The organism is Shinella sp. S4-D37 (assembly GCF_040812195.1).
Classification (GTDB): Bacteria; Pseudomonadota; Alphaproteobacteria; order Rhizobiales; family Rhizobiaceae; genus Shinella.
Map to the genome: position 1 here is coordinate 2,638,780 of NZ_JBFNXL010000005.1, position 14,468 is coordinate 2,653,247.

Annotated in this window: 12 protein-coding genes and 1 pseudogene; 5 read left to right on the forward strand and 8 right to left on the reverse strand. The window is 64.5% G+C overall.

The annotated features are described in order from the left end of the window. Positions 1-70 precede the first annotated feature (70 nt). The 5 genes and pseudogenes from AB3G45_RS20450 to AB3G45_RS20470 all read left to right on the forward strand — a co-directional run. Positions 71-988 (forward strand): branched-chain amino acid ABC transporter permease LivH, encoded by a 918-nt coding sequence (locus AB3G45_RS20450; RefSeq protein WP_367832289.1) that lies wholly within the window; start codon positions 71-73, stop codon positions 986-988. Positions 989-998: 10 nt separating this feature from the next. Then, a complete protein-coding gene (gene livM / locus AB3G45_RS20455) occupies positions 999-2,306 on the forward strand; it encodes a high-affinity branched-chain amino acid ABC transporter permease LivM (RefSeq protein WP_367832290.1) in 1,308 nt (435 codons plus the stop codon). Next, positions 2,303-3,121 carry an ABC transporter ATP-binding protein gene (locus AB3G45_RS20460; protein WP_367832291.1) on the forward strand — a complete coding sequence of 273 codons (819 nt, stop codon included), beginning with the start codon at positions 2,303-2,305 and terminating at the stop codon, positions 3,119-3,121. The genes livM and AB3G45_RS20460 overlap by 4 nt, the downstream gene beginning before the upstream one ends. Then, complete coding sequence (locus AB3G45_RS20465; RefSeq protein ID WP_367832292.1) at positions 3,118-3,837, forward strand: ABC transporter ATP-binding protein; 720 nt, start codon at positions 3,118-3,120, stop codon at positions 3,835-3,837. Before AB3G45_RS20460 ends, AB3G45_RS20465 begins: the two co-directional genes overlap by 4 nt. A gap of 12 nt (positions 3,838-3,849) precedes the next feature. Further along, positions 3,850-4,044: pseudogene (locus tag AB3G45_RS20470) on the forward strand (aldehyde dehydrogenase family protein); the annotation flags it as partial. Positions 4,045-4,207: 163 nt separating this feature from the next. Here the strand turns inward: AB3G45_RS20470 and AB3G45_RS20475 are convergent. The 8 genes from AB3G45_RS20475 to AB3G45_RS20510 all read right to left on the reverse strand — a co-directional run bounded on the left by AB3G45_RS20475 (position 4,208) and on the right by AB3G45_RS20510 (position 14,382). After that, positions 4,208-5,110: a LysR substrate-binding domain-containing protein gene (locus AB3G45_RS20475; RefSeq protein WP_367832293.1), complete on the reverse strand. Its 903-nt coding sequence runs from the start codon at positions 5,108-5,110 to the stop codon at positions 4,208-4,210. A gap of 63 nt (positions 5,111-5,173) precedes the next feature. Beyond that, positions 5,174-6,379: an NAD(P)/FAD-dependent oxidoreductase gene (locus AB3G45_RS20480; RefSeq protein ID WP_367832294.1), complete on the reverse strand. Its 1,206-nt coding sequence runs from the start codon at positions 6,377-6,379 to the stop codon at positions 5,174-5,176. Continuing rightward, entirely contained in the window at positions 6,376-7,194 is an 819-nt protein-coding gene (locus tag AB3G45_RS20485; RefSeq protein ID WP_367832295.1) for an NAD-dependent epimerase/dehydratase family protein, read from the reverse strand. Before AB3G45_RS20485 ends, AB3G45_RS20480 begins: the two co-directional genes overlap by 4 nt. 11 nt (positions 7,195-7,205) lie before the next feature. Beyond that, positions 7,206-8,411: a pyridoxal phosphate-dependent aminotransferase gene (locus AB3G45_RS20490; protein ID WP_367832296.1), complete on the reverse strand. Its 1,206-nt coding sequence runs from the start codon at positions 8,409-8,411 to the stop codon at positions 7,206-7,208. Further along, entirely contained in the window at positions 8,408-10,027 is a 1,620-nt protein-coding gene (locus AB3G45_RS20495; RefSeq protein ID WP_367832297.1) for a hydantoinase B/oxoprolinase family protein, read from the reverse strand. Before AB3G45_RS20495 ends, AB3G45_RS20490 begins: the two co-directional genes overlap by 4 nt. Positions 10,028-10,029: 2 nt before the next feature. Continuing rightward, on the reverse strand, positions 10,030-12,108 hold the full coding sequence (locus AB3G45_RS20500) for a hydantoinase/oxoprolinase family protein (protein WP_367832298.1): 2,079 nt from the start codon (positions 12,106-12,108) through the stop codon (positions 10,030-10,032). Beyond that, positions 12,105-13,781 carry a thiamine pyrophosphate-dependent enzyme gene (locus tag AB3G45_RS20505; RefSeq protein ID WP_367832299.1) on the reverse strand — a complete coding sequence of 559 codons (1,677 nt, stop codon included), beginning with the start codon at positions 13,779-13,781 and terminating at the stop codon, positions 12,105-12,107. The genes AB3G45_RS20500 and AB3G45_RS20505 overlap by 4 nt, the downstream gene beginning before the upstream one ends. Then, positions 13,771-14,382 (reverse strand): SDR family oxidoreductase, encoded by a 612-nt coding sequence (locus AB3G45_RS20510; RefSeq protein ID WP_367832300.1) that lies wholly within the window; start codon positions 14,380-14,382, stop codon positions 13,771-13,773. The genes AB3G45_RS20505 and AB3G45_RS20510 overlap by 11 nt, the downstream gene beginning before the upstream one ends. Between the last annotated feature and the right edge of the window lie 86 nt (positions 14,383-14,468).

Genomic DNA, 14,468 nt, shown 5'->3' on the forward strand with positions numbered 1-14,468 from the left:
ACGATCCGTCCATGCCGGTCGGACCGCTGTCCGACCGGCTCTCCGTACCCAAATCTCAGGGGGTCCGCGTATGGATGTCTACATCCTCATCCAGCAATTGTTCAACGGCATCACGCTCGGCACGATCTACGGCCTGATCGCGGTCGGCTACACCATGGTCTACGGCGTCATCCGCATGATCAACTTCGCCCATGGCGACGTCTACATGGTCTCGGCCTACATCGCCGCCATCACCCTTGCCGTGCTCACCTTCTTCGGCATCCAGTCCGTACCCTTCGCACTGATCTCGGTGCTGGTCGTCACCTGCGCCATCACCGCCGTCTACGGCTGGGCCATCGAGCGCGTCGCCTATCGGCCCCTGCGCGGCTCCACCAAACTCGCCCCCCTGATCTCGGCCATCGGCATTTCGCTGATGCTGCAGAGCTATGTGCAGATCGCCCAGGGCGCCCGCGACCAGGGTGTCCCCACCCTCATCAGCGGCGCGTTCCGCTTCGGCGACGGCGTGCATTTCGCCCAGATCACCTATATGCAGACGGTGATCCTCTTCGCCTCCCTGATCGCCATGGGTATCCTCACCTATGTCATCAATCACACGCGCATCGGCCGCGAATGCCGCGCAGTGCAGCAGAACATTCGCATCTCGGCCGTGCTCGGCGTCAACACCGACCGCATCATCTCCACCGTCTTCGTGATCGGCGCCGCGACGGCCGCCGTCGGCGGCGTGCTCGTCACCTTCAACTACGGCTCGTTCAATTTCTTCATCGGCTTCGTCATGGGCATCAAGGCCTTCACCGCGGCCGTTCTCGGCGGCATCGGTTCGCTGCCCGGCGCCGTTCTCGGCGGCATGCTGCTCGGCCTGACGGAGGCGCTGTTCGCCGGCTATGTCAGCACCGACTACAAGGACGTCTTCGCCTTCACACTGCTTATCACCCTCTTGTTCTTCCGTCCCTATGGCCTGCTCGGCCGGCCGGAAATCCAGAAAGTGTGAGGACGGGACCATGGAACAGAACCGCGTTCTCACACTCGCCAAGCAGGCGCTCCTCACCTTCACCGTTTCTCTGATCCTCTTCGGCCCGATCTCCGGCCTTGTGCTGGAAGGGTTTTCGTTCCGCAACGAACTGACGCGCGCCGTGCTGCTCGCCGCGATCGTCGCTGCCGGACGGATTGCCTTGTCGCTGGTCGGCATGACGGCCATCGGTCGAAAGATCGCCGGCAAAGCGGCCGGCAACGGCAGCGGCGTGACCGTCATGACCGGCAAGGAAAAGTCACCCGTTGTCGTCCTCGTGCTGATCTTCCTCGCCGGTCTCACCCTCCCTTTCTTCGCCGACAAATACTTCCTCGGCATCGCCATTCTCGCGCTGATCTACTGTCTGCTCGGCCTCGGCCTCAACATCGTCGTCGGCCTTGCCGGCCTGCTCGATCTCGGCTTCGTCGCCTTCTATGCGGTCGGCGCTTATCTCCTGGCACTCGGCGCGCAATATCTCGGCCTCGGCTTCTGGAGCGCGCTGATCATCGCCCCCTTCTTCGCCGGCCTCTGTGGCATGATCCTGGCCTTCCCGGTCCTCAAGATGCACGGCGATTACCTTGCCATCGTCACGCTCGGCTTCGGCGAGATCATCCGCCTCGTGCTCAACAACTGGCTGGGTTTCACCGGCGGGCCGAACGGCGCTCCCGTGCCGCCACCGACCCTTCTCGGCCTCGAATTCACCCGCACGGCCAAGCAGGGCGGCGTGCCGCTGCACGACTATCTCGGCATAGCCTACAGCGCCGACTACAAGTTCTGGTTCATCTATTTCGTGCTGTTCATCGTCGTCTGCCTCGTCATCTACGCCGTCGAGCGCCTGCGCGTCATGCCGCTCGGCCGCATGTGGGAAGCGCTGCGCGAGGACGAGATCGCCTGCCGCTCGCTCGGCGTGAACCACGTCTTCACCAAGCTCACCGCCTTCATGCTCGGCGCCTCGACCGGGGGCCTTGCCGGCGTGTTCTTCGCCGTCCACCAGGGCTTCGTGAACCCCACCTCCTTCACCTTCTTCGAATCCGCCCTGATCCTCGCCATCGTCGTGCTCGGCGGCCTCGGCTCCACCGTCGGCGTCATCGCCGCCGCCCTCATCCTGACGATCCTGCCGGAGCTGCTGCGCGATTTCGCCGAATACCGCGTGCTGATCTTCGGCATCCTGATGGTTGTCATGATGATCTGGAAGCCCCGTGGTCTCGTGCGCATCCAGCGCCCGGCCTTCTTCCCGAGCGCTGCGCCCAAGGGCAGCGATCCGGCGCCGCTTTCAGCAAGCCCGGAGGCCGCCCGATGACCGCGCCCCTCCTCAAGGTCCGAAATGTGACCATGCGCTTCGGCGGCATCGTTGCGAACCGCAATGTGAGCTTCGCCGTCGAGCCCGGCCGCGTCACGGCCCTGATCGGCCCGAACGGCGCCGGCAAGACGACGATGTTCAACTGCATCACCGGCTTCTATCGCGCCAGCGAGGGCCAGATCCTGCTCAACGGTCCCGATGGGCCGCAGGATATCGGCGTGCTGATCACCAGGCCGGTCACCGGCGGTTCGCATCTCGTCACCCGCGCCGGCATCGCCCGGACCTTCCAGAACATCCGCCTGTTCAAGGAAATGTCTGTCGTCGAAAATCTGCTGGTCGCCCAGCATCTGGTGACGGCCAACAATCTCGTCAGCGGCGTGCTGCGCACACCCGCATTCCGCCGGGCCGAGCGCGAGGCCGTCGACCGCGCCTATCACTGGCTGGGCGAGATGAACCTCATCGACGACGCCAACCGGCTGGCGGGCGAACTGCCCTATGGCCGCCAGCGCCGCCTTGAGATCGCCCGCGCCATGTGCACCGGACCGAAACTCATCTGCCTCGACGAACCGGCCGCCGGCCTCAATCCGTCGGAAACGCGCGAGCTCTCCGAGGTCATCCAGCGGCTCTGCAAGGAGCATGGCCAGACCGTGCTCGTCATCGAGCACGACATGGGGCTGGTGATGCGCATTTCCGACCACGTCGTCGTGCTCGACCACGGCGAGGTGATTTCCGACGGCGCGCCGGAGCATGTGGCGAACGATCCCGCCGTTATCGCCGCCTATCTCGGCGTCAGCGAAGAAGAGGTTGAGGCATGAGCGAGGCCCCCCTGCTGGAGTTTTCCGGCGTTCACGCCCACTACGGGCCCATCGAGGCGCTGAAGAATGTGAACGTCCATATCTTCAAGGGCGAGATCGTCAGCCTGATCGGCGCAAACGGCGCCGGCAAGACGACGCTGCTCTCCTCGATTTTTGGCGCGCCGCGCGCCACGGCCGGGAAGGTCCTGCACAAGGGCGAGGACATTTCCGGGTTTCCCACCAACCGGATTTCGCGGCGCGGCATCGCGCTCGTGCCGGAGGGCCGGCAGATCTATCAGGACATGAGCGTCGAGGAGAACATGATGATGGGTACGACGCCCATCGGCATGGGGCATTTCGAGGAGGACCGGACCACCATGTTCGACCTCTTTCCCCGCCTGAAGGAACGGCGCAACCAGACCGCCGGCACCATGTCGGGCGGCGAGCAGCAGATGCTGGCCATCGCCCGCGCCATGATGGCCCGGCCCGAGCTGATCCTGTTCGACGAACCCTCGCTCGGGCTTGCGCCGCTCGTCGTCAAGCGCGTCTTCGAGGTGCTGCGCGAGATCGCCGCCATGGGCAAGACGATCTTCCTCGTCGAGCAGAACGCCAACCACGCGCTGAAACTGTCGAGACGCGCCTATGTCATGGTCAATGGGCGTATCCACCTCTCCGGAGACAGCGCCGCCCTTCTCGACAACGAAGACGTCCGCAAAGCCTATCTCGGCCTGCACTGAACGGAAAAGACAATGCTGCACAAGAACCTGATTGCCGGCGAATGGGTCTGCGGCGACGCTTCGGCGAACATCAACCCCTCCAACACCAGCGACGTCGTCGGCGACAATGCCCGCGCCAGCGCCGGGGATACGAAGGCCGCCAAGACCGCCCTGCCGGCCTGGTCGCGTTCCGGCGTCCTCGAACGCCATGCCATAAGGCGCTCGACATGATCGCCGGCGCGCTCATCGTGATGGGCGCTAGCCTCTTCACCAACTGGCGGGAACACCAGCTGGCAAGGCCTGTATCGCCACGAGAACCCGTCACATGGATCCAGTCTCGGCAGGATGCCGGCGGCCTATGCCTGCCTGCCTCACCTTCCGCATCTCCCCTTCACCATTGCTCCGCGGTGATCCAGTCGCAAAAGGCGGAGATGATCTTGACGCGCTTGTGGGCTCTCGGAACGACGAGATAGAAGCCGGGAACGTCCTTCTTTTCCATCGTATCGAGTATATCGACCCCCAGCGGCGCGACGAGCGTGCCGGCCTTGATATCGGCAAGGGCATCGAGCTTCGACACGAGCCCGACGCCGATGCCGGAAATCGCGCCCCTGCGCATCGTCGCGGCATCCTGGAATTCGATCTCACCGGCCATTTCCAGCGAAGGCAGGCCGAGATGCGCCAGCACCTTGCGCCAGAGATCGCGCGCCATGACGGGATGGAGAAGCGTCATGCGGCCGAGATCGGCGGGCGAAGAGATCTGCCCGGCCAGTTCCGGCGAGCAGCAGATGATCTTCGGGTCGTGCATCAAGAGCTTGACGTCATATTCCTTCCAGTTGCCGAAACCCCACTGGATGGAAACGTCCACGTCGTCGGCCGCGAAATCGCGGACGTTCACCATCGTCGTCAGGCGGATATCGGCACCGGGCAGGCGCTGGCGAAAGCGCTCCAGCCGCTCCATCAGGTAGCGCGTGGCGAAGTACGGGCTGACATTGATGTTGATGCGGTTGCGGTAGGTCGAATTGGTGACCCGGCGGATGCCTTCTGTAAACTCGTCGAAGCCCGCCTGGACGAAATGCGAGAGGATGATCGCATGCTCCGTCGGCTCGATGACCCGCGCCTTCCGCTCGAACAGGGGGACGTGCAGGGTATCTTCCAGCAGCTTGATCTGCTGGCTGATGGCCTGCGGGGTGACGAGAAGCTCGTCCGCTGCGCTGCGGAACGTTCCCTGGCGCATGACCGCCCAGAAGGCGCGCAACGCATTGAGAGGGGGAAGCCGCGTATGTTGTCCAGCCAATTCACCCTCCGGTCGTCGATTCACGTTGCGGCCGGCTCCGCCCGTCGACGGAGCCGGTCGCGGTTATATCACGGCTTTTTCGAGGAACGGGCGATTCTCCACGATCCGCTCGTAGCCGACCTCCGTCAGGTCCAGTGTGCGATATTCGCCGTAGGTGATCAACTCGGACACGCCCCGTCCCGTCGCCGGACCCTGCTGCAGGCCATGGCCGGAAAAGCCGTTGGCGAACACGAAATTGCGCACCACCGGATGGCGGCCGACGACCAGGTTGTGATCGAGCGTGTTGAAGTCGTAATGTCCCGCCCACTGGTTCACCACCTTGATCGCTTCGAACTGAGGCGACCGTTCGGCCAGCGCCGGCCAGATGATCTCCTCGAACTCCTCGTAGCGCGGCTCGAAATCGTCCCAATCCGTGGCCGGGTCCTCCACCGGCGGGCAGCCCGTCAGGAAGAAGCGGCCCTCGGGCCGGCAGAACACGCCGGACGGATCGATCATCAGCGGGAGCCGCCCCTGGTTGACGGTGGCGGTTCCCTCCGGCGTGCGGGCGCAATCGAAGACGAACAGGGTGCGCTTGCGCGGCTCGACCGGAATATCGAGGCCGGCCATGCGGGCCGTCAGCGCCGCGCGGGGACCGGAGGCGTTGACGATCGTGCCGGCCTTGACGACCGCGCCCGATTTCAACGTCACCGACGTCACGGCATCGCCGTCCCGGCCGATGGCCACGGCTTCATCCGTGACATAATCGACGCCCAGCGAGCGGGCCTTGTTCCTGAAGCCGTACATCAGGCCCGTATTGTTGAACCAGCCCTCGCCCGAACGGCCGTAGGAAGCCAGCTCGATATCCGCCACGTTGAGATGCGGGAAGGCGCTTGCCAGTTCGTCGCGGTTCCAGAGCACGACGTCGGCGCCACAGGAGATCTGCGCTTCATGGTTCTCCTTGAGAACCTGCACCTGCTCCGGCATGTTGGCGAGGAACAGATAGCCGCCCGAGTGGAAGGCAAGATCCGGCTTGTCATCGCCGACCTGCATCGTCTCGCCGAAATTGCGGATGACCTCCGAGCCGTACTGGCTGATCTTCACGTTGATCGGATTGGAAAACTGCGTGCGGATCGAGGACGACGACAGCGAGGTCGCCGCCTTCAGATAGGTCGGATCGCGCTCGACGACGAGCACGGACCCGCCGAAATCGGGATTGGCCGCGAGATAATAGGCGACGGCGGAACCGATCACCGCGCCGCCGACGATGACGACGTCATATGTATCCTTCATCGCCTTGCCTCGTCATCGGGATGGGGAAGATCGACGAACCAGCCGCCGAGGTACCGGGTTGCCTGTGCGTGCGGGTCGAGCGGCGGCACCGCCGCCTCGACCTTCTCGCGGACGAATTCGGTGTCGTCCTGCGGCTGGTAGCCGAGCAGGCCCCAATTGCCCGTGTCGACCGGGCAGACCTTATTCTTCGAAATGCCATAGGCAATGGTGCAGCCGACATACGGCGCGGTCAGCGACGCGGAAACTAGCCTCACGCAATCGTCGAAAGACAGCCACGACCACAACATGCGCCGTTCCGGGGGCTCGGGGAAGGACGAGAAGATGCGCAGACACACGCTCTCCATACCGAACTTATCCCAGTAAAGGTTGGCCAGCGCTTCCACGAAGCATTTCGACACGCCGTAGAGACTGTCGGGACGAACGGGGGCGGCCTCATCGATGCGGCCCCCCAGATCATGGTAGCCGATCGCGTGAACGGAGGATGCGTATACGACACGTCTGACGCCGTTGCGACGGGCCGCCTCATAGATATTGTAGGAGCCTTCGATATTGGAGGCGAGGATAGTTTTCCATGCCGTTTCCAAGGGCGCACCGCCGAAATGCACGATGGCGTCTACGCCTTTCACGGCGTTCTCGACCGCTTCAGCGTCCGAGAGGTCGAAGGCAAACGCTTCCTCATGATCCGCAAGGTCGGCGATCCCGGTGCGGTCGGCCAGCCGGATCTTGTTTGCAAGCGGAGCAAGCCCCTTGCGCAGTTCCGAGCCAAGGCGTCCTGCGGCGCCGGTTATCAGGATCGTATCGTAATCTTTTGCCATCACATGCCCAATCAGAATTCGAGTTTGGAAACGGCTGCGCCGATGCGCTTCACCGCCTCGGCCAGGACCGCGTCGGACGTCGCGGTGGAGATGCGGAAGAAGGGCGACAGGCCGTAGGCCGCGCCCGGAACGGCCGCGACATGCCCCTCGTCGAGAAGGTATTTTGCGACCGCGACATCGTCCCCCAGCGTCTTTCCGTCCGGCGTCTTCGCATCGATCAACGCTGCGCAGCCGATATAGGCGTAGAAAGCGCCCTCCGGCGGGTCGAGGCTGAGCGCCTCGATCTTCGCGATGCCGGCGACCACGAGGTCGCGGCGCCGCTCGAACGCCGCGCGGAATTCGGCGACGCAATCCTGCGGTCCTTCCAGCGCCGCCTTGGCCGCGATCTGCGCCGGGGCGGAAACGGAGGTGCAGGACTGGCTCTGGATCGTCGCCATCGCCTTGATCAGGTCCTTCGGGCCGGCGGCATAGCCGACGCGCCAGCCGGTCATGGCATAGGCCTTGGACATGCCGTTGACGATCAGCGAACGATCACGCAGTTCCGGGCAGGCCGCGCCGAAGGAGACGAATTTGCGCCCGTCGAAGATGATGTGCTCGTAGATCTCGTCCGACAGGATCATGACCCTGGGATACCGGGCAAGCACCGCGCCGAGCGCCTTCAGCTGCGCCTCGGTATAGACCGTGCCCGACGGATTGCCCGGCATATTGAGGAACAGCCAGCGGGTCTTTTCCGTCAGCGCCGCTTCCAGCACTTCGGGCGTCAGACGAAAGCCGTTCTCGGCCGGGCAGGCCGGGGTGACCGGAACGCCGCCGAAGAGTTTGACCATTTCCGGATAGGAGACGAAGTAAGGCGCCGGCAGGATCGCTTCGTCGCCCTCCTCCACCGTCGCCATCAGGGCGTTGAAGATGATCTGTTTGGCGCCATTGGCGACCGCAATCTCGTCGATGGCGTAGTCGAGGCCGTTCTCCCGTTTGAATTTGGCGGCGATGGCGTTACGCAGATCGGGGGTGCCGAGCGAGGCGGTGTAGAGCATGCGCTCCTTGCGCGCCGCCGCAAAGGCGGCCTCGGTGATGTGGGCGGGCGCCGGAAAGTCCGGCTCGCCGAGGCCGAGGTCGATCACGTCGATCCCGGTCGCCGCCAGATCCTTGGCGGCCTGCGAGACGGCCATGGAGGCCGAGGGTTTGACGGCGGAAAGCCGGCTGGCAATATGGCTCATCGTTTCTTCTCCGTCACGTAGCCCTTGGAGACATCCTCTCCCGTGGCTTCGGCCGAGCGCTCGGCCGGGTTGCCGAACCCGCCGCCGCCCGGCAGCTCCAGCACCAGCCGGCGGCCGGCCGGCACATGCTGCCAGCCCTTCGGGCGCAGCTTGGTCCCGTCATCGAGCGTCACAGAACCGGGCGCACCGTCCCCGCCGCCATCGCGACCGCGTGGCGGTGTCGCGATGCGGTCGAACATCGCCGAAAAGTCGAATTCATGACCTTCGGCCGGCGCGATCTCGATGATCTGGCCGAGGCCGCCGCGATACCTGCCAGCGCCGCCGGAATCGGGGCGCAGCTCCTTGCGCCAGACGACGATGGGGCCGGTCTGCTCCGTCGCCTCGATCGGCATGGTATGAACCCCGGAGGGGAAGGCCGTCGAGGACAAGCCGTCAATGCCCGGACGCGCACCCATGCCGCCGGAGTTGAACATCAGCACCTCCGCGCGCCGGCCGGCGAAGCCTGCGACCGGGCGGACGGAAATATGGATGTTCCACAGCGCGGCCGCGCCTTCGGCAAGGATCTGGCCGGGCATCGCCTTGGCGAGCGCACCGAGAACCAGGTCCGGCACCATATGGCCGATGACGTGGCGCACCGAGACGGGAGCTGGCCGCTCGGCATTGAGGATATTGACCGGCGAGGAGACGTTGAAGACGGCGAGCGAGGCGGCGTTGTTCGGGATATCCGGAGCAACCACACATTTCAGCGCGTAGCAGGCATAGGCCTTGGTGTAGATCAGCGGCACGTTGATGCCCCAGCGGCTCATTGCATCCGTGCCGGAGAAATCGACAGTGACGCCCGTATCAGTGATGGACACCTCGGCCACGAGCCGGATCGGCTCGTCATAGCCGTCCGTCAGCATGTCGTTCGACCACACGCCCTTCGGCAGTCCGGCGATGCGCTCCATCGTGGCCGTGTGGGTGCGCGACAGGATGAAATCGCCGATCGTTTCGAGATTGTCGTAGCCGACCTCCTCCAGCATCTCGATCAGCCGCTTGTGGCCGACGTCGTTGCAGGCGGCGAGCGAATAGAAGTCGCCGATCACCTGGTTCGGCTCGCGCACGTTGAGGCGCAGGATCTTCAGCAGGTCCTTGTTCACCGTGCCGCGCTCGGCGAACTTCATGATCGGGATCTGGATGCCTTCCTCATACACCGACTTGCCGTCCGCCCCGAAGCCGCGCCCGCCGATATCGACCACATGGGCCGTGCAGGCAAAGAAGCCGATCAGCTCGTCGCCCTTGAAGGAAGGCGAGACCATGGTGATGTCGTGCAGGTGGCCGGTGCCCTTCCACGGATCGTTGGTGACGTAGGTGTCGCCCGGATACATCTCTTCGCGCGGGATTTCGGCGATGAAGTGCAGCACCGCCTCGGCCATGGTGTTGACGTGGCCGGGCGTGCCGGTGACGGCCTGCGCCAGCATCTCGCCCCTGGCGTTGTAGACGCCGGCCGAAAGGTCGCCCGCCTCGCGGACGGAGGTGGAAAACGCGGTGCGCAGCAGCGTCAGCGCCTGTTCCTCGACCACCGAGATCAGGCGGTTCCACATGACCTGCATGCGGATTTCATTGATATCGCTCATGATCAGTGACCCTTGCGCACGAGAAGGATGGTGCCGTCGACCTGGATGACGGCATCGAACGGCGAGGTGACGATGGTGGACGTTTCGCGCTCGACGATGACGGCGGGGCCTGTCACCCGCGCGCCGGGCGACAGCGCATCGCGCGGCACGATCGCCGTTTCCAGCGTCTTGCCGGAGGCGGGATCGAACACGGCCCTCGTCACGGGCGCGGAGGTTGCAGCACCATCGGTTTCAAGCACGAAGCGTTCACCTTCCGGGCGAACGTCCTGCGCCTTGACCGACCAGGTGACGAACTCGATTTCCGGGCCTTCGACGGCACGGCCGAAGAACTGGGCGTAGCGCTCCTTGAAGGCCGCCTCGATCATGACGGTATCCGCCGCGGTGAAGGCGCGGTCGGGCAGAGCCACGGGAATTTCCCAGCCCTGCCCCGCATAGCGCATGAAGGCGGTAATCTCGCGCACGATCGCCCCGTCCGTTCCGGCACGCACGAACCTCTCGGCGGTCGCCTTCAGCTCGTCGAGCATGGCGTTGATCGCGCCGGCGTCGAACTTCGACAAGCCCATGATCTTGGAGGCCAGCGCCTCGTAGCCGAACGGCGCCCTGAGGAAACCGATGGCCGAGCCCACACCCGCGCCCTGCGGAATGAGGCACTGGTCAACGCCGAGTTTTTCGCAAAGGCGGGCGGCATGCAGGGGCGCGGCGCCGCCAAAGGCGATCATGATGTTCTCGGAAATATTCTTGCCGTTCTCGACCGCATGGACGCGCGCCGCATTGGCCATGTTCTCATCCACCACCTCGACGATGCCGAAGGCGGCGGCCTCGGTGGCGAGCTTCAGCTTTTCGCCGACATCGCGTGCGATCGCCGCGCTGGCATTGTCGAGCGAAAGCCTGATCTTGCCGCCCGCGAAATTGCCGGGATCGAGCTTGCCGAGCACCAGATCCGCATCGGTGATCGCCGGGCGCTCTCCGCCGCGCTGGTAGCAGGCGGGACCCGGCTCCGAGGCGGCAGATTCGGGGCCTGCCTGGATACGGCCCATGGCATCGACCCAGGCGATGGACCCGCCGCCCGCGCCGATCTCGATCATCTCGATCACCGGAATGGAGATCGGCATGCCCGAACCCTTGCAAAAGCGATAGGTGCGGGCGACCTCGAAGGTGCGCGCCGTGTGCGGCTGGTAGTCCTCGATGAGGCAGATCTTCGCCGTCGTGCCGCCCATGTCATAGGAGACGACGCGGTCGAGGCCGAAACGGCGGGCGATGTCGGCGGCGAAGATCGCCCCGCCGGCCGGACCGGACTCCACGAGACGCACCGGGAATTCGGACGCCGTCTCCACCGAGATGAGGCCGCCGCCGGAATGGATCATGAAGACCGGGCACTCCGCGCCCATCGCCTTCAGCCGCACCTGCAGGCGCGACAGGTAGTCCGCCATCTGCGGGCGCACATAGGCATTGGCTGAGACCGTGTTGAACCGTTCGAACTCGCGCATCTGCGGCGAGACTTCCGCCGAGATCGAGATCGGGATCGAGAGTTTCCTCGACAGGATCTCGCGGGCGCGCTCCTCATGCGCCGGGTTCATGTAGGAATGGATGAAGCCGATGGCGACGGCCGCGAAGCCGCGCTCCGCGATGACATCCGCCAAAGCCTCCAGCGCGGCTTCATCGAGCGGCTGCAGCTCCCTGCCCTGCGCATCGATGCGGCCCTTGACCGGGAAACGATCCTCGCGCGGGATCAGCGGCTTCGGCAGCACGAGGCCGAGATCGTATTGCTCGAAACGGTTTTCCGTACGCATCTCGATGACATCACGAAAACCTTCTGTCGTGACGAGCGCGGTCCGCGCGCCGCGGCGCTCGATGAGCGCGTTGGTGGCGAGCGTCGTGCCGTGGATGACGATGTCGATATCGCCGGGCGAAATGCCCGCATCCCGGACGACGATCTCGATACCGTCGAGAATCGCCTGCTCGGGTGCCGAATAACTGGTCAGCACCTTCGTCGAGAAGAGTTTGCCCCGCACATCGAGCGCGATGTCGGTAAAGGTGCCGCCGATATCGGCGCCGAGGCGGATGTCGTGACGCTGTGTCATGCGGTTTCCTTTGCAGAAAGAGCGGCCTTGCGCATCTGGCTCAGCGTTTGGCGCGGGGTCAACGCCTCGGGAGAAATATCAAGGTCGAGAAGGGCGCCGGTCTTCGATGCGCGCGCGCGCTCGAAGGCGGCCGCGAAGTCCACTGTGGCTTCCACGCGCTCGGCATGGAAGCCGTAGGACTTCGCCAGCGCCACGAAATCCGGATTGACCATCGTCGTGGCGGAAACGCGTTGCGGGTAATACCGCTCCTGATGGGCGCGGATCGTGCCGTAGATGCCGTTGTTGACGAGCAGGATAATCGGCTGCGCCCCATGCTGGAGGGCGGTCGCCAGCTCCTGGCAGTTCATCTGGAAGTCGCCGTCGCCGGCAAAGCAGACGACGGTGCGCTCGGGATGGGCCACCTTGGCGGCCACGGCCGCCGGAACCCCATAGCCCATCGCGCCCGATTGCGGGGCGAGAAGCCGGGCCTTCGGCCCGAATTTGAAGAACTTGTTGGGCCAGACCGTGAAATTGCCTGCGCCATTGGTCAGGATCACATCGTCAGGCAACACGTCGTTCAGGAGCGCCGTGACCTTGCCCATGTCCACCGGGGACGGCAGGTCCGGGAGATCGAAGCCCTTTTCGTAAGCCGCGCGCCCCTTGGCCCGCCACTGTCCCCACTCTCCCCTGACCGGTTCGAGCGCGCCCAGCGCCTGCGCAAACGCATTCGGGCCGGCATGGATGCCGAGCGCCGGCCGGTAGACCTTGCCGATCTCCAGATCCGAACCATGGACATGAACGATCTGCTGGCGGGGCTGCGGCACGTCGAACAGCGTGTAACCGTCCGTGGAATTCTCCCCGAAGCGGTTGTTGACCGCAAGGATGACATCGGCCTCGCGCAACAATTCCTTGACGGAGGCGACCATGCCGACGCCGGCCTCGCCGCAAAAGGTCGGCGACGCGTTGTCATACTGGTCCTGGTAGCGGAAGACGGAGACGACCGGAATGTCGGACGCCTCGGCGAAATGCCGGACGGCGTCCATCGAACCCTCGGCCCAGTTGCAGCCGCCATAGAGAACAACGGGACGTCTCGCACCCTCCAGAATCCCGCGCAGGCGCTGCATGGCTGCAGCCGACGGCGCGGGCTCGGCGATCTCGACAGGGCCGGAAAGCGGCGCAGCCCCGGTGAGCGACGTCAGCATGTCCTCGGGCAGCGCGATCACGATCGGGCCGGGACGGCCCGAAACCGCAAGCGTCCAGGCACGGGAAAGGATTTCCGGGATGCGCGCGACGTGATCGATCTCGACCGCCCATTTGGCCATGGTGCCGAAAACGGCCTTGTAGTCCACCTCCTGAAACGCTTCCCGGCCCTTCATATCGGTTCCGACCTGCCCGACGAACAGGATCATCGGCGCGGAATCCTGCATGGCGGTGTGTACGCCGATCGAGGCATTGGTGGCGCCGGGGCCGCGGGTCACGAAGCAGATACCCGGCTGGCGGGTCAGCTTGCCGTAGGCCGCCGCCATGAACGCGGCACCGCCTTCATTGCGGCACAGGACATAGTCGAGGCGTCCGCCGGTATCGTGCAGCGCATCGAGGACCGCGAGATAGCTTTCCCCTGGCACGCCGAAGCTTTTCGTCGCCCCGAGCGCCAAAAGGCACTCGACGAGCAACTGCCCCCCATTACGTTCCATATCCATGTTCCTGTCGTTCGATGATGTGAGATTGAAAACCGGATGCCGATAGCAACGAGAGGACCTGCAAACCCATATGCCGGAATGGCGGCTTTCCCGAAGAGAGACGGTGGACGAAAACCCCGCTGCCACGGATCTCCTCGGCAAGAGCGCGCGCAAAGCCGTCGATCGCTCCTGCAGCGGCCCGCTCGATCGCGCTTTTCGCGTCCGCATCGTCAAGGGATAGCATCACGAGCGTCCCGCGGCCCCGTTCGATCATCGAAGGCAGGATGGCACGGGTGACATGCAGCGTGGCCGACAGGTTCACTTCGAGAGCCATATCGATATCGGCCTCGGCCAGGCCCAGAAATCTGGTCTCCTCTGGCCAGCGAAGCGCCGCATGGATGAGGACATCGGGTTCCAGCCCCTCCGCGACGGCGCGCACATATTCGCGATCCGTCAGGTCCATCGCCAGAGGCACGATCCCGTGTTCACCGCGCATCTCGTCGAGCGCGATGCGGTCACGACCTAGCGCGTGCACTTCCCAGCCTTCTTTTGCAAGCATCGTGGCGACCGCACGCCCGGGAGCCCGCGTCGCCCCCGTGACAAGTGCTTTCGTCATTACACGATCCCCATGAGGCACCTTGGAGCATGCCCGCGGAAACCATCGGCTTAAACGAAGAAATTGACACGCTTAGACAAGTTCTT